The organism is Micromonospora sp. NPDC050784 (assembly GCF_044456765.1).
Lineage (GTDB): Bacteria > Actinomycetota > Actinomycetes > Mycobacteriales > Micromonosporaceae > Micromonospora > Micromonospora foliorum.
Genome location: NZ_JBITGG010000026.1, coordinates 26,366 through 49,393 on the forward strand (window position 1 = coordinate 26,366; position 23,028 = coordinate 49,393).

23 protein-coding genes and 1 pseudogene are annotated in these 23,028 nt (G+C 72.9%); 15 read left to right on the plus strand and 9 right to left on the minus strand.

The annotated features are described in order from the left end of the window. Nucleotides 1–6: 6 nt before the first annotated feature. A complete protein-coding gene (locus ACIBD9_RS28155; protein ID WP_396722151.1) occupies nucleotides 7–750 on the plus strand; it encodes a B3/4 domain-containing protein in 744 nt (247 codons plus the stop codon). Here ACIBD9_RS28155 and ACIBD9_RS28160 read toward each other — a convergent pair. Further along, a complete protein-coding gene (locus tag ACIBD9_RS28160; protein ID WP_396722153.1) occupies nucleotides 723–1,325 on the minus strand; it encodes an MBL fold metallo-hydrolase in 603 nt (200 codons plus the stop codon). The genes ACIBD9_RS28155 and ACIBD9_RS28160 overlap by 28 nt on opposite strands. A gap of 25 nt (nucleotides 1,326–1,350) precedes the next feature. Next, on the minus strand, nucleotides 1,351–2,880 hold the full coding sequence (locus tag ACIBD9_RS28165) for a multicopper oxidase family protein (RefSeq protein WP_396722155.1): 1,530 nt from the start codon (nucleotides 2,878–2,880) through the stop codon (nucleotides 1,351–1,353). 172 nt (nucleotides 2,881–3,052) lie between these two features. On the opposite strand from ACIBD9_RS28165, the gene ACIBD9_RS28170 reads away from it, so the two are divergent. Next, entirely contained in the window at nucleotides 3,053–3,859 is an 807-nt protein-coding gene (locus ACIBD9_RS28170) for an SDR family oxidoreductase (RefSeq protein WP_396722156.1), read from the plus strand. 18 nt (nucleotides 3,860–3,877) lie between these two features. On the opposite strand, the gene ACIBD9_RS28175 is transcribed toward ACIBD9_RS28170, so the two are convergent. Further along, nucleotides 3,878–4,486, minus strand: coding sequence for a hypothetical protein (locus ACIBD9_RS28175; protein WP_396722158.1), 609 nt, complete (start codon nucleotides 4,484–4,486; stop codon nucleotides 3,878–3,880). Between the two features lie 181 nt (nucleotides 4,487–4,667). Between ACIBD9_RS28175 and ACIBD9_RS28180 the strand changes: the two genes are divergently transcribed. The 4 genes from ACIBD9_RS28180 to ACIBD9_RS28195 all read left to right on the plus strand — a co-directional run bounded on the left by ACIBD9_RS28180 (nucleotide 4,668) and on the right by ACIBD9_RS28195 (nucleotide 8,238). Beyond that, on the plus strand, nucleotides 4,668–5,765 hold the full coding sequence (locus ACIBD9_RS28180; protein WP_396722160.1) for a DUF5919 domain-containing protein: 1,098 nt from the start codon (nucleotides 4,668–4,670) through the stop codon (nucleotides 5,763–5,765). 73 nt (nucleotides 5,766–5,838) lie between these two features. Beyond that, nucleotides 5,839–6,726, plus strand: a complete 888-nt coding sequence (locus ACIBD9_RS28185) for a pentapeptide repeat-containing protein (RefSeq protein WP_396722161.1) — start codon at nucleotides 5,839–5,841, stop codon at nucleotides 6,724–6,726. A 15-nt stretch (nucleotides 6,727–6,741) separates the two neighbouring features. Next, nucleotides 6,742–7,962, plus strand: a complete 1,221-nt coding sequence (locus ACIBD9_RS28190) for an MFS transporter (protein WP_396722163.1) — start codon at nucleotides 6,742–6,744, stop codon at nucleotides 7,960–7,962. 39 nt (nucleotides 7,963–8,001) lie between these two features. Further along, complete coding sequence (locus ACIBD9_RS28195) at nucleotides 8,002–8,238, plus strand: preprotein translocase YidC (RefSeq protein WP_396722164.1); 237 nt, start codon at nucleotides 8,002–8,004, stop codon at nucleotides 8,236–8,238. A 7-nt stretch (nucleotides 8,239–8,245) separates the two neighbouring features. Here ACIBD9_RS28195 and rnhA read toward each other — a convergent pair whose 3' ends face one another. The 3 genes from rnhA to ACIBD9_RS28210 are packed head-to-tail and all read right to left on the minus strand — an operon-like array spanning nucleotide 8,246 to nucleotide 11,334. Next, the gene (gene rnhA / locus ACIBD9_RS28200; RefSeq protein ID WP_357351370.1) at nucleotides 8,246–8,719 is read right to left on the minus strand and encodes a ribonuclease HI; all 474 of its coding nucleotides are present in this window, start codon (nucleotides 8,717–8,719) and stop codon (nucleotides 8,246–8,248) included. Between the two features lie 10 nt (nucleotides 8,720–8,729). Then, nucleotides 8,730–10,010, minus strand: coding sequence for a lycopene cyclase family protein (locus tag ACIBD9_RS28205; RefSeq protein ID WP_396722166.1), 1,281 nt, complete (start codon nucleotides 10,008–10,010; stop codon nucleotides 8,730–8,732). A 55-nt stretch (nucleotides 10,011–10,065) separates the two neighbouring features. Then, nucleotides 10,066–11,334, minus strand: coding sequence for an MFS transporter (locus ACIBD9_RS28210; RefSeq protein WP_396722168.1), 1,269 nt, complete (start codon nucleotides 11,332–11,334; stop codon nucleotides 10,066–10,068). A gap of 484 nt (nucleotides 11,335–11,818) precedes the next feature. Here ACIBD9_RS28210 and ACIBD9_RS28215 point away from each other — a divergent pair, with 484 nt between their 5' ends. The 3 genes from ACIBD9_RS28215 to ACIBD9_RS28225 all read left to right on the plus strand — a co-directional run bounded on the left by ACIBD9_RS28215 (nucleotide 11,819) and on the right by ACIBD9_RS28225 (nucleotide 14,279). Beyond that, nucleotides 11,819–12,304, plus strand: coding sequence for a hypothetical protein (locus ACIBD9_RS28215; protein ID WP_124775133.1), 486 nt, complete (start codon nucleotides 11,819–11,821; stop codon nucleotides 12,302–12,304). 112 nt (nucleotides 12,305–12,416) lie between these two features. After that, nucleotides 12,417–13,001, plus strand: coding sequence for a class F sortase (locus ACIBD9_RS28220; protein ID WP_396722170.1), 585 nt, complete (start codon nucleotides 12,417–12,419; stop codon nucleotides 12,999–13,001). 177 nt (nucleotides 13,002–13,178) lie between these two features. Then, nucleotides 13,179–14,279 (plus strand): magnesium and cobalt transport protein CorA, encoded by a 1,101-nt coding sequence (locus ACIBD9_RS28225; protein WP_396722172.1) that lies wholly within the window; start codon nucleotides 13,179–13,181, stop codon nucleotides 14,277–14,279. A gap of 18 nt (nucleotides 14,280–14,297) precedes the next feature. Here the strand turns inward: ACIBD9_RS28225 and ACIBD9_RS28230 are convergent, their stop codons facing one another. Beyond that, on the minus strand, nucleotides 14,298–15,008 hold the full coding sequence (locus ACIBD9_RS28230; RefSeq protein WP_396722174.1) for an MBL fold metallo-hydrolase: 711 nt from the start codon (nucleotides 15,006–15,008) through the stop codon (nucleotides 14,298–14,300). Between the two features lie 88 nt (nucleotides 15,009–15,096). Here ACIBD9_RS28230 and ACIBD9_RS28235 point away from each other — a divergent pair. From ACIBD9_RS28235 to ACIBD9_RS28250, 4 genes and pseudogenes are all read left to right on the plus strand, one after another. Beyond that, nucleotides 15,097–15,864, plus strand: a pseudogene (locus ACIBD9_RS28235) (SGNH/GDSL hydrolase family protein). A 23-nt stretch (nucleotides 15,865–15,887) separates the two neighbouring features. Continuing rightward, the gene (locus tag ACIBD9_RS28240; protein ID WP_396722176.1) at nucleotides 15,888–16,304 is read left to right on the plus strand and encodes a YchJ family metal-binding protein; all 417 of its coding nucleotides are present in this window, start codon (nucleotides 15,888–15,890) and stop codon (nucleotides 16,302–16,304) included. A 152-nt stretch (nucleotides 16,305–16,456) separates the two neighbouring features. Continuing rightward, complete coding sequence (locus ACIBD9_RS28245; protein WP_396722177.1) at nucleotides 16,457–16,606, plus strand: hypothetical protein; 150 nt, start codon at nucleotides 16,457–16,459, stop codon at nucleotides 16,604–16,606. Next, nucleotides 16,603–16,989, plus strand: coding sequence for a VOC family protein (locus ACIBD9_RS28250; RefSeq protein ID WP_396722179.1), 387 nt, complete (start codon nucleotides 16,603–16,605; stop codon nucleotides 16,987–16,989). Before ACIBD9_RS28245 ends, ACIBD9_RS28250 begins: the two co-directional genes overlap by 4 nt. Before the next feature lie 44 nt (nucleotides 16,990–17,033). Here the strand turns inward: ACIBD9_RS28250 and ACIBD9_RS28255 are convergent, their stop codons facing one another. Next, complete coding sequence (locus ACIBD9_RS28255) at nucleotides 17,034–18,374, minus strand: MFS transporter (protein ID WP_396722180.1); 1,341 nt, start codon at nucleotides 18,372–18,374, stop codon at nucleotides 17,034–17,036. Between the two features lie 246 nt (nucleotides 18,375–18,620). Then, on the minus strand, nucleotides 18,621–19,805 hold the full coding sequence (locus tag ACIBD9_RS28260) for a hypothetical protein (protein WP_396722182.1): 1,185 nt from the start codon (nucleotides 19,803–19,805) through the stop codon (nucleotides 18,621–18,623). A gap of 317 nt (nucleotides 19,806–20,122) precedes the next feature. Here ACIBD9_RS28260 and ACIBD9_RS28265 point away from each other — a divergent pair, with 317 nt between their 5' ends. Together ACIBD9_RS28265 and ACIBD9_RS28270 are read left to right on the plus strand one after the other, a co-directional pair. After that, nucleotides 20,123–21,232, plus strand: a complete 1,110-nt coding sequence (locus tag ACIBD9_RS28265) for a peptidoglycan-binding protein (RefSeq protein ID WP_396722184.1) — start codon at nucleotides 20,123–20,125, stop codon at nucleotides 21,230–21,232. 145 nt (nucleotides 21,233–21,377) lie between these two features. After that, a complete protein-coding gene (locus ACIBD9_RS28270; protein WP_396722185.1) occupies nucleotides 21,378–22,952 on the plus strand; it encodes an FMN-binding glutamate synthase family protein in 1,575 nt (524 codons plus the stop codon). The last annotated feature ends 76 nt before the right edge of the window (nucleotides 22,953–23,028 follow it).

Below are 23,028 nucleotides of genomic sequence, written 5' to 3' on the forward strand. Positions count from 1 at the left end.
ACCACAGTGCAGTTCGAACACTCTCCGCAGCTTCGCGACGCGTACCCCGACCTGGCCGCCGGTGTGGTGCAGGCCGCCGGGATCACCGCCACCGCCGACGTCACCGGACGCACGGCCGACTATCTCACCGAGGCCCGACGGCGACTGACCGCCGGTGGGGCCGAGAGCGGGTTCCCGGAGATCCAGGCGTGGCGGCGGGCGTACGCGGCCATGGGGTTACGGCCCACCAAGTACCGGTGCGCCGCCGAGGCGCTGCTGCGCCGGCTGCGCCTGGACGGCGAACTGCCCCGGGTGCACCCGCTGGTCGATCTCTGCAACGCCATCTCGGCCGCGTACGCCATCCCGGTCGCGGTGCTCGACCTGGACCGGGTCGACGGCGACCTGGTGGTCCGGCCGGCACGCGGCGACGAGGCGTACCTGAGTTTCGCGGGCGACACCGAGCATCCCGAGCCGGGCGAGGTGACCTTCGTCGACTCCGCCGGGCGGGCGCACGCCCGGCGGTGGACGAACCGGCAGAGCGGTTGGTCGGCTGTGCGGGCGGGCACCTCGTCGGTGCTGATCGTCGCCGAGGCGCTGCACCCGGGTGGCGAGCCGACCGTGAGACGGCTGGTCGCCGACCTCGTGACGGAGCTGACCGACGGGTGGTCCACCCCGACGGCCGCCGCGGTGCTCACCACCGCCGCGCCCCGTTTCCGCACCCCGACGGTCGGCGACGACAGGGGTCAGGCGGTGTCGCCGGGCATCAGGTGACGGTAGCCGGGGATCGTCTCGGCGAACCAGCCGGCGACGCTGGCCAGGCCGCGGTCGTTGAGCTGCGCGTCGTGGATCGGGTACGCCGCCGCCGCGCCCACCGCCCCGGCGAACCGGATCGCCTCGTCGAGGCGCAGCCAGGACCCCTGGGCCGGGACGAGCAAGGTGCGCACCGGCTCGTCCGGCACGTGCAGCGCGTCGCCCGGGTGGTAGAGCTCGTCACCGATCAGGTAGCCGAGGTTCGGGCAGTCGGGCTGCCCGTCGTGGATCGCGGCGTGCCGGCCGCCGTTCGCGCTGACCGGTATGCCGGCCGCCGTGAAGCGCTGTCCCGCGCGGACCCGGGTCACCGGCAGCGGGACGAGATCCGGCAGTCGGGCGCCCTCCGGGGCGTAAACCGGGACCCCGAGACCGGCGAGCCGCAACACGTCCACGTGGTCGGTGTGCTCGTGGGTGACCAGGACGGCGTCCGCGCCGACCAGGGCCTGCGGCTCGCTCCACGTCCCCGGGTCGACGACCAGCACCCCGTCGTCGTGTTCGACGCGGACACAGGCGTGCGTGAATCGGGTGATCCGCATCGGCCGACCGTACGCCGTCGACAGTTCAGTCATGGTCCCCGTGGCCGCTGTGCGTGGGCGGGCGACCTGGCGCCTGGCCCGGATCGACCACGACGAACTGCCCCATCATCCCGCTGTCCTCGTGCCAGAGCAGGTGGCAGTGGTACATGTAGGGCAGGTTCGGGTCGCTGTGGTCGGCGAACCGAAGCACGATCCGCATCGGCCGGTGCGGCGGCAGGAAGACGGTGTCCTTCCAGCCGGCCAGCTCGGGCGGCGGCGCCGCGCCGGCCACCGAGACAAGCTGGAACTGCACGTCGTGGACGTGGAAGTTGTGCGGGGTCCCGTCGGAGTTGACCACCTCCCAGACCTCGGTGGCACCCCGGGTGACGGCGAAGTCGATGCGGTCCATCTGCACCGACCGGCCGTTGATGCCCCGCCCCTTGAACTCCATCCGACGGGTGGTGACCGCGGAGCCCGGGTCCAGCCGGTCCGTCGGCACCAGGTCGTCGGGGGCCGGCGGGGCCGGGGTCAGGGTGTCGGCGGCGCGTAGTTGCAACACGTCGAACCGGTCCGCGCCGCCCGCCGAGCGCCGGGACAACCCGCCGATGCCCAGGTCGGGTGGTGTGCTGCGCAGGATGACCCGTTCCGCCGGCCGGACGTCCACCACGACCTCCGCCCGTTCCCCGGGCGAGAGTCGTACCCGGGTCAGCCGGGCGGTCCGGTCCAGCAGTCCCCCGTCCGTGCCGATCAGCGCGAAGGGCCGGTCGTCGGAGAACCCGAAGTCGTACGTACGCGCGGTGGACGCGTTGAGCAGGCGCAGCCGGACCCGCTCGGTACGTACGTCCAGGTAGGGACCGATGGTGCCGTTGACCAGCAGGGTGTCGCCAAGTACGCCGATGCCGGCGAACGCGTTGCGGGTCTTGTCGAACTTGCCGCTGCCCGAGAAGCTGCGGTCCTGCACGATCACCGGCACATCGTCGACCCCGTACGTGCGGGGAAGTGGCAGCGCCGCCTCCCGGTCGTCGTCGAGGATGAACATGCCGGCCAGACCCCGGTAGACCTGTTCCTCCGTCGCGCCGTGCGGGTGCGGGTGGTACCAGAGCGTGGCCGCCGGTTGGCTCACCCGCCAGGTTGGTGACCAGGTGGCACCGGGGCGCACCAGTTGGTGCGGGCCGCCGTCCATCCGGGCCGGCAGGTGCATGCCGTGCCAGTGCACGTTGGTGTCCTCGCTCAGCCTGTTGACCACGTTGACCTGCACCTGTTCGCCGCGCTTGGCACGCAGTGTCGGGCCGAGGAATCCACCGTCGAAGCCGGCGGTGGCCGTCGCCCGCCCGTCGCCGTGGAAGTCACGTGAGCCTTCCTGGGCCACAAGGTCGAAGACCCGCCGCCCTCGGTCGTCCAGTCGGGACGGAGCCAGCGGCGGCACGGCAAGCGGGCGAGTGAAGTTCACCGCGCCCACGGTGTCGGTGGGGCGGGTCAGCGCCCAGGCGCCCCCGGCGAGGCCAACGCCGAGCACCAGCATTCCGACAAGCACACCGATGAGCACCCGGACCAGGGGTCGTCGTCGTGTAGACACAGGATCCACCTCCAGAAGCGTCGCTACATGTAGCTTCTCTTCATATTGAGGCGACGACCAGCCGTCCGCCCGGCTTTCCGGGACCGTTCCGGGATGCCCCCGAGAGCGACCTCCGGGCCGGCGGCCGAAGCCGGTGGCGATTGGGCCGGCCCTGCCGGGGTAGTGCGGCAGGATGCCACAGCGATACGAGAACTACCCACGGATCGCCGTCGTCACCGGCGCGGACTCCGGCATCGGCAAGGCCTGCGCGGTGGCGCTGGCCACGGCCGGCTTCGAGATCGGCATCACCTGGTACGGCGACCCCGACGGCGCCGAGCGGACGGCCACCGAGGTCCGCGCGACGGGGCGGCGCTGCGAGGTCGCCGAGGTGGACCTGACCCGACTTCCGGACGCGGCGGCGGTGGTGGACGAGTTGGCCGACCGGCTGGGCGGCATCGGGGTGCTGGTCAACAATGCCGGCACCGGGGCCTCGACGCCGTTCGTCGACACCGGGTGGGAGCAGTGGCGCGAGGTGCTCGCCGTCGACCTGGACGCGCCCTTCCTGTGCGCCCAGCGGGCCGCGCGACGGATGCGGGCCACCGGCGCCGGCGGACGGATCATCAACATCACCAGCGTGCACGAGCACGCGCCCCGGGTGGGCTCCGCCGCGTACTGCGCCGCGAAGGGCGGGCTCGGGCTGCTGACCCGGGTGATGGCCCAGGAGTTGGCGGCCGACGGGATCACGGTCAACGCCGTCGCCCCGGGCGAGATCGCCACGCCGATGACCGGTCAGGAGGATGTCGACCCGTACACCCAGGACCGGCCCGGCGTGCCGCTGGGGCGGCCCGGCGACGCCCGGGAGGTGGCCGCCGTGGTCGCGTTGCTCGCCTCCCCCGCCGCCAGCTACGTCACCGGCGCGTCCTGGCCGGTCGACGGGGGCATGTTGCTGATGGGGCCCCAGGCCGCGGCGTTGACGAACGACGACTGGCGATCGGTCTGACCAGCACGGCGGGCGTCATCAGCGCATCGGCGCGGTCGACGCCCGGACGATGTACACGAACTGCACGCCGAACGTCACCACCGCGACCAGCACCCCGACCAGGACCGCCCACTCGCCCCTGACCCCGACGATCGTGGCCACCAGCGCGATGCCGAGCCCGCTCAGTACCGCATTGACCGCGCCCACGAGTGCGGCCGTGGTCAGCAGGAACTCCCACCGCCCCGGTCGCGTGCCGACCAGGTTCCAGGCCGTGCTCATGGCGTCCTCGGCCACCACCGCGTCGGCGAAGAAGTCGTGCTCGCCGGCGAGCTGGTGTTGGTAGTAGGCACGGATGCGCTGGATCCGTCGCAGGTCCAACGAGTTCTCCACGGTGGTCTCCACCAGCCGCAGGAACGTCAGCACCCCGATGATGACCAGCGTCGGCAGCACCGCGGCCAGGTACGGCCGGACCAGCTTGTCGTTGCTGGCGACGAAGCCGAGGCCGATCAGCGCCGCCGACAGGACGGACAGGAAGATGGTGGCGCGGCCGGTGGCCTCGGCGATGGTGCCGGCGCGGGACGTCTGCAACGCGTAGTGCTCGGTGGTCAGGACGGTGAGAAGCGCCTGCTCGCGTTCGCTCTCGTCCACCCCGCCACCCTCCGTGGTCGCACGACTCCGTTACCGTCACCCTATGAGCGGTGCACCGGGTCCGAGCGGCGAACCGGCCGCTCGGAGAACGGGACAGCGCCCAGCAAAGCGGGCACGTATTCTCCGAACTCCGGTGATCAGCAAGCGGCGGTGGGGCCGACCGACGGCGGAAGGGGACCGGATGCCCGGGTGGGCTGGTCGGGGCGGGCGGCAACGACGCGCCTTCGTCGTCGGTGGGGCACTGTTCGCGGTCGCCGTCGTCATGCTGCTGACCGCCTGGCGCAGCACCGGCTTCCTCAGCGACCTGCTGCTCAACCTCGGGGCCAGCGTCGTGCTCGCGGCCATCTCGTACGTCATCTTCGACCCGATGTTCGAGGAGGCCCGCAAGGCGCGGGTGCAGGAGCACCTCAGCTTCGACCAGCAGGCGTTCGTGACGCGGCTGCACCGCTCCGGTCGGCGGGTGCGCATCCTCGACACCTGGACGATCCTGCTGGAGCAACGGCACCGCGAGGAGACCCTGAGCGCGGTGCGGGCGGCGCTCGCCAACGGCGCTCAGGTGCAGTTGCTCCTGCTCGATCCCGACTGCACCGCCGCCCAGCAACGCTCCGAGGAGCTGGAGCGGCAACGGGTGGACGTGCCCCGGCAGATCCGCACCAACCTGCGCCACCTGGCCGCGTTCGCCGACGCGCTCGACTCGCGGCTGCGGCACCGCCTGCAGGTCCGGCTCTACGACGCCTCCCCGTCGATCCAGCTCTACCAGTGGGACGGGCGGGCGCTGATCTCGTTCTTCCCGATCGGGAAGTTGTCGTTCAACGTGCCGCAGCTCGAGGTGGACATGGACAGCCCGTGGGGCGGGTTCGTGCACGCCCGGTTCGAGGAGCTGTGGGAGCACGAGCAGGCCACCCTCGACCTGGACCGGTACTGGTCGGTCACGGTCACGCTGCGCCACGACGAGTCGGACGTGGTCGAGGTACGCGTGCCGTACGTGACGGTGGACGGGCAGCACTACGTCGACTGCCGCGATTTCCGGGTGACCGGGGCGGTGACGGTGCGAGCCGTGCTGCCGCCCCGCGCGCACGGGGCACCCCCTGCGGTGTTCGCGCTGGCCGAGCCCGCCGACGGGGACCGCACCCCGGTCGCCACTGTGAAACGGCACTTCGACCAGAAGTACGGGCACGGCGACGGAGAGCGGGAGCTCTACCGGTTGGTTCCGCCGCCGGGTGATGCCCGTACCCCGGCGCCCCGCTCGGCGGCCGCCGGCGACACGCACGCACGGTGACCCCCGACCGGACCTGTCGTCTCGGCACCGGAAACAATGGTGGTCCACCCTGATCGACGGGAGGACCGTAGGCGTGTCGCACCGCACCGCACCGCCGTCCGGGGCGGCGCAGCTGCGCGCCGACTGCGGACGCTGCTTCGGCCTGTGCTGCGTGGTGCCCGCCTTCGCCGCGTCGACGGACTTCGCCATCGACAAGCCGGCCGGCTCGCCCTGCCCCAACCTGCGCCCCGACCACCGCTGCGGCATCCACACCGAGCTGCGGCAGCGCGGTTTCCCCGGCTGCACGGTGTTCGACTGCTTCGGTGCCGGGCAGCAGGTCGCCCAAGTGACCTTCGGCGGGCGGGACTGGCGGGACGCGCCGGAGACGTTGCCGGCGATGGCGGAGGCGTTCGCGGTGCTACGACCGCTGCACGAACTGCTCTGGTACCTCACCGAGGCGGTGGCGCTGCGCCCGCCGGCCGACCTGCGCACCGAACTGGAACGGGCCCGCGCCGAGACGCTGACCCTCACCGACGGTGACCCGGCGCAGCTTCGCGCGGTGGACGTCGCCGGCCAGCGGGGCCGGGTCAACCCGCTGCTGTCCCGGGCCAGCGACGCGGCCCGCGCCCCCGGCGGCGCCGACCGGCGGGGCGCGCACCTGCTCGGGGTGGACCTGCGCCGGGTCGACCTCCGCCGGGCCAACCTGCGCGGGGCGCTGCTCATCGGCGCCGATCTGCGCGGAGCGGACCTCGGCCTGGCCGACGTGACCGGCGCGGACCTGCGCGGGGCCGACCTGCGGGGCGCGGACCTGCGGGACACGCTCTTCCTGCACCAGTCCCAGCTGGACGCCGCCCGGGGTGACACGCGCACCGTGCTGCCGCGGACGCTGACCCGGCCGGCGCACTGGACGGCGCTGCCGCTCACCCCGGTCCGCCAGCCGGCCCGGTCCTCGGCGCCCGCCCGTCGGGGTCGGCGCCGGTAGCGAGATTCATAACCTGTGAACGTACCCCGGCGGGCGATGCTGCTCATCCTGCTGATGACCGTGGCGCAGCTACCGGTCGCACTGCGGCAACTGCTCGTCGTGCTGCTCGGTCACCAGAACACCGGCAGCTTCGCCACCGCCGGACTGGCCAGCGCCGGCTGCGGGATCGGGCTGGCGGTCACCGCGCCGCTGGTCGGCCGACTCCTGGGTCGGCTCGGTGCGCGGCCGGTGCTGCTCGCCACCGGCCTCGCCCACCTGCTCGCCCTGCTCGGCCTGGCCGTCACCACCGAACCGGTGGCCTTCGTGGCGCTGGCCACCGTGGCCGGGCTCAGCACGCCACCGGCCGTCGGCAGCGGACGCGCCCAACTGGCCCGGCTCGTCGCACCCGCCGCGCTGGCCCGCGCGTACGCGGTCAACGCCGTCGGGCAGGAGGTGCTCTACGTGGGCGGCCCGCTCGCGGTGACGCTGAGCCTGCTGATCAGTGGGCCCACGGCCGCACTGCTCGCCTTCGCCGTGATCGGCAGCGCCGGGCTGCTCGGCATGGTCGCCGTGCTGCCGCCGCGCGAGACCGACCGGCAGCCTCGCGCGAAGGGGTCCGCACTGCCCGGCCGGGCCACCCGCCGCACCGTCGTCGGCACCCACATCGGATACATGATGGGCATCGGTGCCATGTGGGTGCTGGTGCCCGCGTTCGCCACCACGGTCGGGCACCCGGACCAGGCCGGGCTGCTGGTGACCATCTGGTCGGTGGGCAGCCTGGCCGGTGGCGTACTGCTGGCGAGCCGAGGGCGGCCCGGCAGCCCGGCGGCGGCGTACCTGACGATGCTCGGCACGTTGGCCGCCACCTCGGTGGCGCTGCTGCTGCCGCGCAGCGTGCCGCAGATGGCCGTCGCGCTTGCGGTCTTCGGTCTCGCGCTGGCACCGTTCCTCGCCGTCACCGACGAGATCCTCGCCCGCTCCACCCCGGCGGACCGGCTCCCCGAGACGTACGGGTGGTTGCAGACGGCCGGGCAGCTGGGCATCGCGGCCGGCTCCGCGACCAGTGGCGTGGTCAACGACCACCTCGGTAACACCTGGGCGTTCCTGGTGGTCGTCGGCGCGCTGGCGCTGGCGCTGGTCGTCGCGCTCAGCCGTCGCCGGACGCTGCGGTTGCCGTCCGCCGCACCGCAGGTCGAGACGGTCGAATCGGCGGTCGCCGCTGGCGGGTCAGGTTTCGGCCGGGACGACGCCGGGTAGCCAGCGCCGACGCGGACCGGCATTGACGGGGGGCACGGCGTGGGCTACCGAAATCGCCAAGGTGAGCAGCCGGGCGACCCGCAGCACAGCGAGGACGAGGCCGGTCAGGCGCCACTGGTGCAGGTCGAGACGGACACCGAGGTCCCCGCGCCAGCGGACACCGACGCCTCGCCGGACATCGTGACCGAGCCGGACAACTCGGGCGTCGCCGGTGGCTCGTCCGGCAGCAGCGGCGGTGGCTCCAGCATGCCGGGGCACCCGGACGCGACCCGCTGACCCAGGCTCAGCGGCTGCTCAGCGCGGCCCGCGCCTCGGTCATGCCCTTGTTGGCGAGCCCGTCGGCCCGCTCGTTCTCCGGGTGCCCGTTGTGCCCCTTGACCCACAGCCAGGTGACCTCGTGCCGTTCGCAGGCCGCCTCCAGCCGCTGCCACAGGTCGGCGTTCTTCACCGGCTGCTTCGCGGCGGTCCGCCAACCGTTGCGCTTCCACGACGCCAGCCAGCTGGTGATGCCGTTGCGCACGTACGTGCTGTCGGTGTGCAGCTCCACGGTGACCGGCCGGTTCAGGCTCTCCAACGCCTGGATGGCCGCCATCAGCTCCATCCGGTTGTTGGTGGTGGGCGTGGCCTCACCGCCGCACAGCTCCCGCTCGTGATCGCCGTAGCGCAGCAACGCGCCCCAACCGCCCGGCCCGGGGTTGCCACTGCACGCCCCGTCGGTCCAGATCTGCACGCCCCTGCCGGCCGCCGCGTCCACCATGCCCGGCAACCTACCGGGCGCGGACGTCGTCCTCCCCGCTCGGGGGGCCGCCGCGCCGAGCCGTCGGCGCCGAACCCACCACCGCTGGTGGGATGGCCGGCGCGGGCCGGGTGGGGCGCAGCCGGTCACGGACGCGGTGTACGGCGTCGCCAGCGGTCGCGGCGATCATCGGTACCAGCCGGGTCGAATTCATGATCGCGACCTCCTCGGCCGGGGTGGTAGCCCCGTCGAGGAAGCGCAGCACCCGCTCGGCGGGGTTGCGATCGAAGAGCCGGTCGAAGAAGTCGGGACCGCCCACCCCGCCCCGGTCCAGCGCCCGCAACGCCACCGAGTCCATCCAGCGGTGCCGACGCGGGTACGCCGGCGCGGGCACCGGCGGTCGTCCCGCGGCGAGAGCGCGGGCCACCTGGTCGGCCTGGCGGTACATGGCGGAGAAGGTGAAGCCGGTGGAGGGGCGGGTCGCGCCCCCGGCCGTGCCGAGCCGGACCACGCGGGGTGTGGGCCGGGCGGGAAACGGCGCGTCGGTCATCGGGATCACCCCGTTCTCCACCTCGCGCACCCGCAGCCCGGCCGGGTCCAGCCCGAGCAGGTCCCGGTAGCCGGCCAGCGCCGCGTCGTAGCCGGCGTCGGTGAGCAGGTCCGGCGAGAACTCGGTGTACTCGACCAGGGCGTAGCGGTCGCTGACCGGCAGCACGTACCCGAAGGAGACACCCCGGGGCGGCTGCGGGGTACGGAAGTCCATCAGCACCGCTCGCGCCGGGTCGAACACCGGCCGGTCGGCCTCCAGCCACCACCCCCGGAAGTGCTGCAACCAGGTGGTTCGCCCCGCTCGCGCCGGCGGGCGGGGGCGGGAGTCGAGCACCCAGCCGGCCCGTACGGTGCGCCCGTCGCCGGTACGCACCCGCACCCGGGCGCCGTCGTCGCGCACCGTCTCGGCGGGCGCGACGATCCGGGTGGCATGGAGGCGACGCTCGGCGTCGGCAGCCCGGTCGTAGACCGGGCCGGAGCGGAGCATGGCGTACCGCAGCGGGGTGAGGTCCAGGACGCGGCGTCGCGCCGCCGTCGTCACCTCGACCTGCTGCCAGCTCGCGCTGAGCAGCGGGTCCAGGTCGGTGTCGGCGTGGCCCCAGAAGGCCCAGGTGCGGTCCTGACCGCGTCGGCGCACCGGGTCGACGATGGCGATCCGCAGGCCGCGGACACCGTGCCGGTCCAGCGCGGCGAGCAGCAACGACGCGGCGCCGCCACCACCGAGCAGCGCGAGGTCGACGTCGAGCGGCGCGGAGTCGGTCACCCGCACCACGCTGCCACACGGCCACCCGACACCACCGGATGGGCCGCAACGGCGCTCAGGCCACCGGGGCGGGCTCCTCGACCGGTGGCGGGTCGGCGAACGCCTGCGCCACCGCCGCCCGGTTGAAGACCCGCCAGGTCACGGCGGAGACGCCGATCGCCACCACCAACCCGACCCAGTACGGGGCGGTGATGCCGAACCGGGCGGCGAGCAGCCCGCCCAGCAGTGCGCCCACGCAGTTGCCACCCGCCGCGACAAAGAGGGTCGTGCTGGCCACCCGCCCTTGCAAGTTCGGTGGGGTGAGTCGTTGGCGCAGGGAGTTCGCCACGATGTTCCACAGCCCGCCGTGGACGCCGAAGGCGAACAGCGCGAACCCGACCACGATGGTGCTGCGGGACGCGGCCAACGCCAGGTGCAGCCCCGCCTCGACGAGCAGGCCGATCCGGATCGTCCAGGTGGCGCTGATCCGGGCGATGATCCGGTCGCCGAGGAGGGCGCCGAGCACCCCACCGGTGGCCATGCAGGTGAAGAGCAGGCCGTAGCCGACAGAACCGAGGCCCAGCCGCTCGCCGGCGAGCAGCACCAGCACCGCGAGCGCGGCGGTGAGGGTCACGTTGAGCAGACCGATCAGCACGGCCATCGTGCGCAGCAACCGCTGGTCGGCCAGCCAGCGCAGCCCGTCGACGATCTCGCCGACCATCGAGCGGGTACGGCGTGTGTGCGGGTCGCCGACGGCGGCCCGGAAGTTCCCGCCGATCAGCGCCACCAGTACGGCGCTGAGGGCGTACGTGACGGCGTTGACCAGGAACGGGCTGCCCGCCGAGAGCGCGAACAGGAAGCCGCCGAGCGGGCCGGCGAGCATGCTGTGCATGAGCGTGGCGCCGCCGCTGAGCCAGCCGTTGGCACGCTCCAGGCGGTGCCGTGGCACCACGATCGGAACCATGGCCTGGCTCGCCGCGCGGAACACGATCTCACCGGTGTTGACCAGGAACAACACCGCGAACAGCAGCACCACCCCGCCACGGCCGCTGAGGATCGCCGTGGCCAGAACGGCGAGCGCCACCACCCGGACCAGGTCGATGACGATCATCAGGCGGCGCCGGTCCATCCGGTCGACAAGCACCCCGCCGGGCAGGGCGAAGAGCAGCCACGGCAGCCACGCCACGGCGGACGCCCCGGCGACCACGAGCGGGTCATCGGTACGCGACGCGACGAAGAGCGGCGCTGCGACGGTGGCCAGGCCGCTACCCAGGGCCGAGAGGGTGCTCGCCGCCCAGAGTCGGGCGAACGCCGTTCCCAGGCCAGCTCCGACGTTCGGTGTCACGGCGAGCGAACCTACCAGCGTCTCCCCCGGCCGCCGGGGGATTTATCCCGCCGGCAGAAGAGCCGCCCGCAGTCAGGTTGTCCGACGCGCCCCGGTCCAAGTCCGCACAACTCTACGGATATAGGGGCCTCCAGAGGCACCTATATCCCTGTTCTTGTGCGGATCTTGGACCAGGCCCGAAGGCGGATCGCGCCGGCCAGGCGGTGCATTTCCGCCGTCCCCGGCAATACCTCGCCATCGACACAGCGACGACAGCCCGACCGGATGGACATCGATCGGAGCACCGGTGCCGGTCGGGCCGTCCGGTCCTTTCCGCAGCTCTCCCCGCCTTCGGGTGGACACGTGACGGCAACGAGGATTTCTCATTTTCACCTGATCGAGGACCCAACCCACCTAGTGTTGGGCACACCGGTGCTAGTCACGGAGTTGGCCACCCGAACGACGTCCCACGCAGTCAGCGGACGAAAAGTGAGGGAAGACGCGTATGAAGGTCTCAACAGCACTCTGCTCGGCGGCGCTCGGCGTGGGCCTCGGCACGCTCCTGCTGCCAGGCGCCGCACTGGCCGACACCACGGTGTCACCGGCCACCACCCCGGTCGGTGGGACCGTCGTGCTCACAGCGACGACCTGCAACCCGAAGTCGGGTGACGCCATCTTCCGGGTCACCGGCCCCAACCGCGACCAGAACGTCCGGTCCACCACGGCCGCCGCCGGCGGCGGGCTGAGCGCCGAGCTCTTCACCGCCGGGTTCACCCTGGGTACGTACACGGTGGCGGCGACCTGCGGCGACGGCAGTTCGGCCGGCACCGCCACATTCGCCGTCACCCCGATCGGCGGCGCGCCGGCCGGCTCCGGCGGCGACAACCGTGACACCGGCGCTCTCGCCGCCGGCGGCACGCTGCTCGGCACCGCCCTCGCCGGCGCGGTGATCCTGATCCGCCGGCGCCGTCCGGTGTCCACTGTCGCCTGATCGGCGACCGTTCCATCCCTGAGACGGGTGCCCGCGCCGGTGACACCGGTGCGGGCACCCGACGATCCCGTACGGAGGTGCACACGTGTGGTGGCGGCGGACCCTACCGGCCATGGTCGCCCTGCTCGGCGTGACCGGGCTCGGGCTGATCACCGTCGGCCTCACCGCCGACCCGGCGCGGCCACCACGACCGTCGGCCGACGCGCCGCCACGCACCCACCCCGCACCGGACCTGGCGCCGCTGCCATCCGCCGCGCCGGTCCGGGTGCAGATCCCCGCCATCGACGTCCGCGCCGACATCGTCCCCGTCGGCGCGGACGCCGCCGGGGTCCTGGAGGTGCCGCCACTGGACCGGCCCACCCTCGCCGGCTGGTACCGGCACGGGGTCAGCCCCGGCGACACCGGCAACGCGGTCCTGGTGGGACACGTCGACTCACCGTCCGGCCCGGCGGTCTTCTTCGACCTCGGTCGGCTCCGCGCCGGGCAACAGGTCCAGGTCACCCGCGCCGACGCACGGGTCGCCACGTTCACAGTGGACGACGTCCGCGCGTACCCGAAGGAGCACTTCCCCACCACCCTGGTCTACGGCCCGGCGGACGCCGCCGGGCTACGCCTGATCACCTGCGGCGGCCGGTTCGACGCCGCCACCGGCAACTACGTCGACAACGTCGTCGTCTTCGCCACCCGCACCGCCTGAGCCGGACCGCGCGTCTGACCGAACCGCCCGTCTGAGCCGGACCGCCCGTCTGAGCCGGACCGCCCGCCTGAGCCGCCCGCACCGCCGCCCCGCTGTCGGGAGCCCGACCCTGCTCGGCAGAATGCGGTGGCACCATGCCTGATCGGGATGGTGCGCCGGGCGACGGGGAGGCACGCGGTGGATCAGCGACCGGTACGGGACCGGGCCGGTCGAGGCGTACGCGCCCTGGCCCGTCGACTGCTCGGACGGGTCGAGGACGACTCCCCCAACCCCCGCCGGTCCAACCCGGACGCCGTTGTCGACTGCGCCGTCTACGTGAACGGTCGCCGGGAGCCCGGCCAACGGCACTACGCCGACGCGTACGCCCGGGCACGGCACGGCCGCGACGCCTTCGTGTGGCTGGGACTGCACGATCCAGGCCCGGCCGTGCTCGCCGCGGTCGGCCAGACCTTCGGCCTCGACGAACTGACCGTCGAACAGGCGCTCGCCGACGGGCACCGGCCCACCGTGCAGCGCCACGGGTCGGTCACGCTGCTGGTCCTGCGCACCGCCGGGTACGTGGAGCACGACGAGCTGACCGACACCTCCGAGGTGATCGACACCGGGGACGTCATGGTGCTGCTCGGTGACCGCTTCGCCATCACGGTGCGGCACGGCGCCGCCGGGGCGCTGCGCAGCGTCCGGGCCGACATCGAACGCCGCCCCGCACTGCTGGCCGCCGGACCGTGGGCGGTGGCGTACGCGGTCTGCGCCCGCATGGTCGACACCTACCTGGAGGTGGCCGGGCACGTGGAACGCGACCTGGAGCGGGTCGAGGAGGCGGTGTTCGCCCGCGACCGTACGACCGACATCCAGCACATCTACCAGCTCAAACGGGAGGTGGTGGAGTTCAAACGGGCGGTCCTGCCGTTGCAGGGGCCGATGCGTACGCTGCTCGAGCCCGACGGTCCGCCCCGCGCCCTGCACCGCTGGTTCGTCGACGTCGACGGCCGACTGAGCCGGGCGGTGGATCGGGTGGCCGCGTACGACGACCTGCTCACCTCGATCGTCCAGTCACGCCTGGCGCAACTCGCCGTTGAGCAGAACAACGACATGCGCAAGATCGCCGCCTGGGCGGCCATCGCGGCCACCCAGACCGGCATCGCCGGCATCTACGGCATGAACTTCGACCACATGCCCGAGCTGGCCTGGCGCTACGGCTACGCCGGGGCCGTCACCCTGATGGCGGCGGCGGCCCTGTTCCTGTACCGCCTGTTCCGCCGCTCCGGTTGGCTGTGAGGCCCGCCGACGGGCTGCTCAGCGGTACGCGGAGAGGAAGGCCCGGATGCGGTCGCGGGGTTTGTCGGTCAGCTCCGGGCCGTGGGTGAACGCCGCGAGGTCGTAATCCAACTCGCCGAGCACGTGCGCGGTCTCCCGGGTCATCTGGAAGTCGCTGCACAGCCACTTCATCGGCCATCGGACGCCGAGCACGTTGAACAAGGCGTCCCCGGTGATCAGCAGGCGGGTCGGCTCGTGCAGCAGCGACACGTGCCCGGGCGAGTGCCCGGGGGTGTGCACCACCCGCAGGCCACCACCGACGTCGAGCAGGTCTCCGTCGGCCAGCGGCTGGGCCACCTCGACCGCCGGGAACCGGCCGCTGTTGAGCCGGGCGAAGAGCCGGCCGCCGGTCACGGTCGGATCGCTGACCGGCGCGCGCCCCGCCTCCGCGTACGGCACGTCGGCGGCGTGCGCCGCGACCGGGGCGCCGGTGCGGCGGGCCAGCTCCGCCGCGCCGCCGGCGTGATCGGGGTGCGCGTGGGTGAGCAGGATCCGGGTGACGTCAGCCGGCACCTTGCCGATCGCCGCGAGCCCGCGCACGATCCGGGCCGGGGCCTTGGCCAGCCCGCAGTCGACAAGCGTGACGCTGCCGTCGTCGTCGACGAAGGCGTACGAGTTGACGGCAGCGCGGCCCACCGTGGGGATACGCCAGACGTTCGGGGCCAGTGGCACCGCAGGGGCTCGCGTCATGTCGCGAGTCTAGGAAGGATCGTCAACTGTCGTTGTCGACCGACCGGCGGGCCGCCTGAGTTGACGGAGGGCTAACCTCGCGCGGGTGATGTGGCAGCGGTACGTGGCGATCGGCGACAGCACCACCGAAGGGCTCGACGATCCGGACGGCGTCGGCGGCTACCGGGGCTGGGCCGACCGGTTCGCCCTGGCGGTGGCCCGCGCCCAGGGCGGCCTGGAGTACGCGAACCTGGCCATCCGTGGCCGGACCACCGCGCTGATCCGCGCCGAGCAGCTCCAGCCCGCCCTCGATCTGGCCCCCGACCTGGCCACCGTGGTCGCCGGCATGAACGACGTGCTGCGCCCCTCCTTCGACGCGGATTAGGTCGCCGGGGATGTCGCGGCGATGCAGCAGGCACTGGTCGAGCAGGGGGCCACCGTGCTGACGTTCACGATGCCGGATCCGGCGCCCGTGATGCCGCTGGCCCGGCCGCTGCGGGGGCGCATGCTGGCGCTCAACGAGGCGCTGCGGGCCGCCACCGCGCGGACCGGCGCCACCCTCCTCGACCTGGGCGCCCACCCGGTCTCCTCCGATCCCCGGCTGTGGAGCGACGACCGGCTGCACGCCAACAGCGCCGGGCATGAGCGGATCGCCGCCGCACTGGCGTACACGGCGGGTCTGCCCGGGTTCGACGACTCCTGGACGCTGCCGTTGCCGCCGGCACCACGGCGGCGCCGGGGTGAGGTGTTCGGCGCCGAGCTGGCCTGGACCCGCCGGCACCTGCTGCCCTGGCTGGCCCGGCACCTGCGCGGCCGGTCGTCGGGGGACGACCGGGTGGCCAAGCGGCCGGTGCCGCTGCCGGTGCCGTTGGACTAGATCGGGTGCGGCAGGATAGCCACGTGGGTAAGGGTGCGGGACGTCGGCGGCCGAACGCGACCACGGGACGGGTATGCCCGTGCGGCTCCGGCCGGGCGTACGCGGACTGCTGCGCCCCCGCGCACGGAGGCGACGCCCCGGCGACGGCCGAAGCGTTGATGCGCTCCCGGTTCAGCGCCTTCGCCCTCGGCGACTCCGGTTACCTGCTGCGCAGCTGGCACTCCTCGACCCGGCCCACCTCCCTGGAACTCGACCCGGGGCAGCGGTGGACCCGGCTGGAGATCGTGGAGACCGAGCGGGGCGGCCTGCTCGACACCGCCGGCACGGTGACGTTCCACGCGCACTACCGGGACGCGGGCCGGCCCGGCACGTTGACCGAGCACAGCCGGTTCGTCCGCGAGGAAGGCCGGTGGGTCTACCTCGACGGTGACCAACCCTGACGGCTGTTCGGGCTAGGGTGAGATCGGCGTGGTCCCGCGCCGCACCTCCCTCCCGGCGCTCACGCCACCGGCAACGCGGAGGCAAAGGGGGGCTGGAGCCCTCGGGACGCGGTGCCACATGCCCACCCCGGCGGGGTCGGCGGAAGCATGTGATGCCCACCCAGAGATCGTTCAAGGCACGGGTCAGCATCCTGCACGAGAAGCTGACCGGAGCCGAGCAGGCCGCGGACCTGAAGGCGTACTGGCGGGAACGGCTCGCCGCACTGAAGGTGTTGCTCGAAACGGACGGAGACCACCGATGACCATGACGTTCATCAACCTGCCGGTGCGTGACCTGACCACCGCCACCGAGTTCTACCGGGCGATCGGCTTCACCAGCGACCAGACCGAGCCGGAGGGCGACAGCATGGTGCTCACCGTCTCCGACACCACCCGGCTGGTGCTGCACCTCCGCTCGGGCTTCGAGGCGTACACCGGGATCGCCACGACGGATACGGCGACCAGCCGGGAGGTCATCGTCGGGCTGTCGGCGTCGAGCCGGGGGCAGGTCGACGAACTGGTCGACCAGGCGGCGGTCGCCGGTGGGGAGGCGCTCGGGCCGGGAACGGTCAACGGGTCGATGTACATGCGCGGCTTCCGGGACCTCGACGGCCACCAGTGGTCGTTCATCCACATGGCCGGCTGACGTGTGCCCGGCGGCGACCGGAAGAGGCCGCCGCCGGGCCCCGGTCACTCCGGGCCACCTGCCACAGCCGCGGCGACGCCGGTGTGCACGGCCGTCTGGCGCCGACGGCGGGCCAGCAGCACCAGGGCCACCACGAGGTACGCCCCGCCGGTCAGCGCGAACGCCACCGCGTTGCCAGCCGCCGTGGCGAGCAGGCCATAGCCGGCGTACGTCACGATGATCAGCACGTCGGTGGCCATCCCGGCCAGGGAGGTGACGGTGGCGCGGCTGCTGCCGGTGATCCGGGCCTGGAGCCGCGCGTCGGCCAGCACGGTGGCCAGCTGCGCGGCGCCGAAGGCCACCGCGAGCAGCACGAACCCCGCCGGGTGCCGAAGCACTGCACCTCCGGCCAGCGCGACGCCAACCAGCCCCAGCAGCGCGGCGTAGCCGCGGCTGCCCAGCCGCTCCCCCGCCGGGGCGAGCAGCCCACCGACGGTCACCCCGGCCCAGAGCAGCAGGAGCAGCAGGGGTACGGCCTGCGCCCCGACGCCGGTGTCCAGGGCGAGCAGCGGGGTGTACTCGTCCAGGGCGCCCCAGTCGGCGGCGACCACGGCCACCAGCAGCACGGCGGCCCGTACCGGCGGGCGGGTGCGAACCTGCGACACCCCGGCCCGCAGCGTGTCCCACCAGCCCAGGTCACCATCGTCGTCCGGGCCTGCGGGTAGGACGGTGTCCGGCTCGTCCGGCCGGGGTGGCGCGGCACCCACCGACCGAGCAGCCAGCGCCGACTCGGCGACCGGAACGCGTACGGTCCTCGGCGCGCGGTGTTCCGGGAACCGGGTGGCGACGATCGTGGCGAGCAGGCAGGCCAGCACGCTGGCCGCGCCGACCGCCGGGTAACCGCCGGCGGCGAGCACCGGGCCGGCGAGCACTCCGGAGACCACCACGCCCAGCACACCCGCCGTGCGCGCCCGCCCCAGCACCCGGGCGTACCGGTCGACCGCGCCGAGCCGGTCCAACTCGGTCCAGACCAACGCCTCCAGGGCACCGGAGACCAGTGCGCCACCGGCGCCCCAGAGCAGGAAACCGACCGCGAACGCCGGGTACGACGGCAGCAGCACCCAGAGCGCGAAACCGGCGGCGGCCACCAGCGGGGCGAGGCACAGCAGCAGCCGACGGGACAGCACGTCGGCCCAGGCGCCGGAGGGCACCTCGAACAGGATGCCGGCGGCCGACCAGATGACGAAGAGCGACGCGATCTGCCCCACCGACAGCCCGGTGTCGGCGAAGAACACCACGTACAGCGGGTAGAGCAGGACAAGGTCGCTGAGGAACGCGTACCCGTAGAGGGTCGCCGTCAGCCGACGGACCGCCGGGTCGGGCACGCGCGAGGCGATGGAGGTCATGGGGCCTTCCCGTGGGAGTGGAGACGGACACCGGAGGTGCGGTGCCCGTGGCGGCCCACGGGATCGGCCTAAGCCGCTGGATCAATGTCGCCAGGTCATGCCCGCGATGCTAGACAACCGGCGCGGCCGCGGCCAGCGCTTTCGGCGTGCCGAGCAGCGCGTGCCGTGTTGGGTGAGCGGGGTGGGCGGACAACGCGAGGCGGGGCGGGATCAGATCGATCCCGCCCCGCCGCCGTACCGCTGGTGTCAGCGCCGGTCGACCGGCGGGATGACCGTGGTGGTCTCGCTGTCGTCGCTGGTGCGCTGCCCGGGCACCGCGCGGTCGATGCCGCCCGTGACCACCTGGGTCGTGTCGGGGTCGGCACCGGCGCCCACCACCTGCGTGACGTCCGAATCGGCCGAGCCGCTGACCACCTGGGTCGTGTCCTCGGTCGCCGAGGGCCGGGCCGGCGTCGGCGTGACGTCGTCGACGGCGCTGCGACTGACCACGTGGGTGGGGTCGGAGCTGACCGGGAAGCGGACGGCCTCGGTGGGGTCGGAGCTGACCGGGAAGCGGACGGCCTGGGTGGCGTCCGTGTCGGCCGGTCGGGTCACCACCTGGGTGGCGTCGGCGTCGGCCGGTCGGGTCACCACCTGGGTGGCGTCGGCGTCGGCCGGTCGGGTCACCACCTGGGTGGCCTCCGGGTCGCCGGTGGGAGCCGACGCCCGCGCCAACTCGGCCTCGGCGTCGCGGCGGCCGGCCCGGTACGCCTGGGCGTGCTCGGCGATCAGCTGCGACTCCTGCTCGGCGCGGGTCAGCCACGACTCCCAACGACTCTGCATCGGACGGATCAGGCCGCCGCCGACACCGACGACGAGGATGCCGCCGATCGTGGCGAGTACGGCGATCAGCACCGGGGTGGTGACCGCGGTGGCCACGCCGATCTGGTTCAGCGCGGCGATGACGCCGAGGCCGAGGATGAACACCGACGCGATGGTCGCCAGCACCCGGCCGTACGACAGGCCGCCGAGCGCGCCGCTGATGATGTCCTTGACCGCGTTGGCGATGGCGGCGGCGACCACGACGATGACGATCGCGACGAAGGCCCGGGGCAGCCACGAGATCACCGCGCCGAGCAGGTCGGAGATCGGGTTCGGCCCCCAGATGCCGAAGGCGAGCTGAAGGGTGAACAGCAGCACCGCGTAGTAGACGAGCTTCGCGACGATGTCGCTGGCGTCGTACCGGGAGCGGCTCAACGCGCGGCGGATGCCGCCGCGTTCGACGGCGCGGTCGAAGCCCACCCGTTCGAGGACCTTCTCCACGATCTTCAGTACGGCCTTGGCGATCAGCCATCCGGCCACCAGGATCGCCAGGAAGGCGACGGCCTTGGGCAGGAAGAGCATCACCGAGCGGAGAGCGTCGCCCACCGCGTCGCTGACGTTGTCACTCATCTGGTCATTCCTTACGAAGGGGCAGCCGGAACGGTCAGCCCCGGACCTACCCCCGACCCGTCGCGCGGAAACGCCGACCAGGCAGGGGCACCCCCACGACCGAGTGCTGGTGAGCGAGGAGCACGCGGCGGCCAGGTCAGCGGAGCGTTGATCTTCTGGCCGATCGGTTCTCCGGCTGCCTGCCGGGGTTGGGCGCCCTCTAGCGCGCGGACGAGTCTTGGCAATATTCTCCGGAGTGCGTGCGGCCACTGGAGCTACTTTTCATCCCCCCGCCGTCGGCCGCAGGAGGAGATGCAATGCACGTCGACCATTCCGAAGTGGATCGCCGGACGCTGCTGCGGGCCGGTCTCGGCGCCGCCACGGTCGCCGTCGTCGGGAGCGAACTCGCCTTCCCGGGCGCGGCGCAGGCCGCGCCGGGCACCGACCTGGACTGGATCATCAGCTGTGACGAGTGGGCCGCCCGCCCGCCGAAGGACCCGCTGTCGGTGAGCGCCATCGCCACCAACAAGATCATCGTGCACCACATGGCGTTCCCGAACGTCACCGACTACTCCCGCGAGCAGGCGGTCAAGCTGGCCCACGACTGCCAGGACCTGCACATGGACGGCAACGGCTGGTCGGACACCGGCCAGCACTTCACGGTGAGTCGCGGCGGCTACGTGCTGGAGGGCCGCCGGGGCAGCCTGGAGCGCCTCGAAGCCGGTGACCGGCAGATGATCTCGGCGCACTGCCCTGGTGAGAACGGCCGGGCCATCGGCATCGAGAACGAGGGCACCTACGTCACCGAGACGCCGCCCGAGGCGCTGACCGACTCGCTGGTCAAGCTCTGCGTCGCGATCTGCCGGCAGTACGGGCTGCACGCGCACGACATCTTCGGCCACTGGGACTTCCGCACCACCGAGTGCCCGGGCGCGGCCTTCTACCGGCAGTTCCCCGAGTTGCGGCGGCGGGTGCACGCCGCCCTGGGCACCAAGCTCGGTGACGTGCCGGCCCGTCGCTGGCCGGACCTGTGGCGTTTCGTCAACTCCCCCTCGGTCCGGGTGGTGCAGCACCTGCTCGCCTACCGGGGCTACCCGGTGACCGTCAGCGGCACGTTCGACGCCGCGACCGTCGCGGCCGTGCAGGACTGGCAGGCCCGCAACGGCATCGCGGTGGACGTGGACGCCACACTCACCACGCCGACCTGGGAGACGCTGGCGCCGGAGTTGGACCAGCACGCCGTCGGCGCGCCGGTCACGGCCGTGCAGGAAATCCTGGCCACCAAGGGGTACGCGGTCACCGTCACCGGGGCGTACGACCACGCCACCCGGAGGGCGGTGCAGGACCTTCAGGCGCTGCACGGGCTGCCCCGCAACGGCAAGCTCAGCACGAGCACCTGGTGCACGGTCGTCGGCGGTTCGGTCCGCGAGTCGTTCCGGCACCGCTGAGCCCGTGGCGGCGGTGCGGGCCGCACCCGCACCGCCGCCAGCCCGGTCACCAGGCGTGGTCAAGATCTCGCAGCCCGAGTCCTGACCAGCCAGTCCGTGCCACCGGGTCGGTTTGGCCGACGGCGCGGGCGGAAAGAGTGCCGGCATGACCTGGGCCCGTCGAGCCGTACCCGCTGTCGCCGCCGCCGTCGCGGCCCTCGCCGCGCGGGACCTGATCCAGCGCGACCACGCGCTGCTGCGCAACTTCCCGGTCCTCGGCCGGGCCCGCTACCTGTTGGAGACGATCGGGCCGGAGCTTCGGCAGTACATCGTGGCCGGCAACAACGAGGAGCGGCCGTTCACCCGCGACCAGCGCCGCTGGGTGTACGCGTCGGCCAAGCAGGAGAACAACTACTTCGGTTTCGGCACGGACAACGACATCGAGTACACCCCCGGGTATCCGATCATCAAGCACCGCACGTTCGGTCGGGCCGTGCCGCCGTCGTCACCGACCGCCGGGCACGACGTGCGGTTGCCCAGCGCGAAGGTGCTCGGCGCGGCACGGGGGCGGGCCCGGGCGTTCCGACCGGAGTCGGTCGTCAACATCTCCGGGATGAGCTTCGGCTCGCTCTCCGGCAACGCCATCACCGCGCTCAACAAGGGCGCCGCGCTCGCCGGCTGCCTGCAGAACACCGGCGAGGGCGGTCTGTCGCCGTACCACCGCAACGGCGGTGAGCTGGTCTTCCAACTCGGCACGGCGTACTTCGGCTGCCGCGACGAGCACGGCCGGTTCAGTCTCGACCGGCTGAAGGACCTGGTTGCCGGCGCGCCGGTACGGGCGCTGGAGATCAAGCTGAGCCAGGGTGCCAAGCCGAGCCTCGGTGGGCTGCTGCCCGGGGCGAAGGTGTCCGCCGAGATCGCCGCCACCCGGGGCATCCCGGCCGGTCAGGACTGCGTCAGCCCGTCCCGGCACGCCGAGTTCTCCGACTGCGACAGTCTGCTCGACTGGGTGGAGTTGCTCGCCGCCGAGACGGGTCTGCCGGTCGGCATCAAGTCGGCGGTCGGAGACCTGGGCTTCTGGCAGGAACTGGCCACCCTGATGCGGGACACCGGCCGGGGCGTGGACTTCGTGACGATCGACGGCGGCGAGGGCGGCACCGGCGCCGCACCACTGATCTTCACCGACTCCGTGTCGCTCCCGTTCCAGCAGGGCTTCTCCCGGGTGTACAAGATCTTCGCCGAGCACGACCTGCATGAGCAGGTGGTCTTCGTCGGCGGCGGCAAGCTCGGCCTGCCCGACAACGCGATTGTGGCGTTCGCGCTCGGCTGCGACCTGGTCAACGTCGGTCGGGAGGCGATGCTGGCGATCGGCTGCATCCAGGCGCAGAAGTGCCACACCGACACCTGCCCCACCGGCGTCGCCACCCAGAACGCGTGGCTCGCCCGGGGCCTGGACCCGACGTTGAAGTCGGTCCGGGCGGCCAACTACCTGCGAACGCTGCGCCGGGACCTGACCAAGGTCGCCGAGGCCTGCGGCGTCGAGCACCCCGGCCTGATCGGCACCGACGCCGTGGAGATCCTGGACGGCCGCACCGGCTCCACCCCACTGCACGAGGTGTACGGCTACCGACCGGAGTGGGGGCTGCCCTCACCCGCCGACCAGGCGGAGATCATCCGGCTGATGGCCCCGGAGGCACCCCGGGGCGGCAGCGCCCCGCCGTCAGCCACCGCCGTCGGCTGAGATCACGCCCGACCTGGCCGTCGTCGGCATGCGACGGAATAACGCGTGGAGGCGCTGCCGAAGGCACCCGTATGGT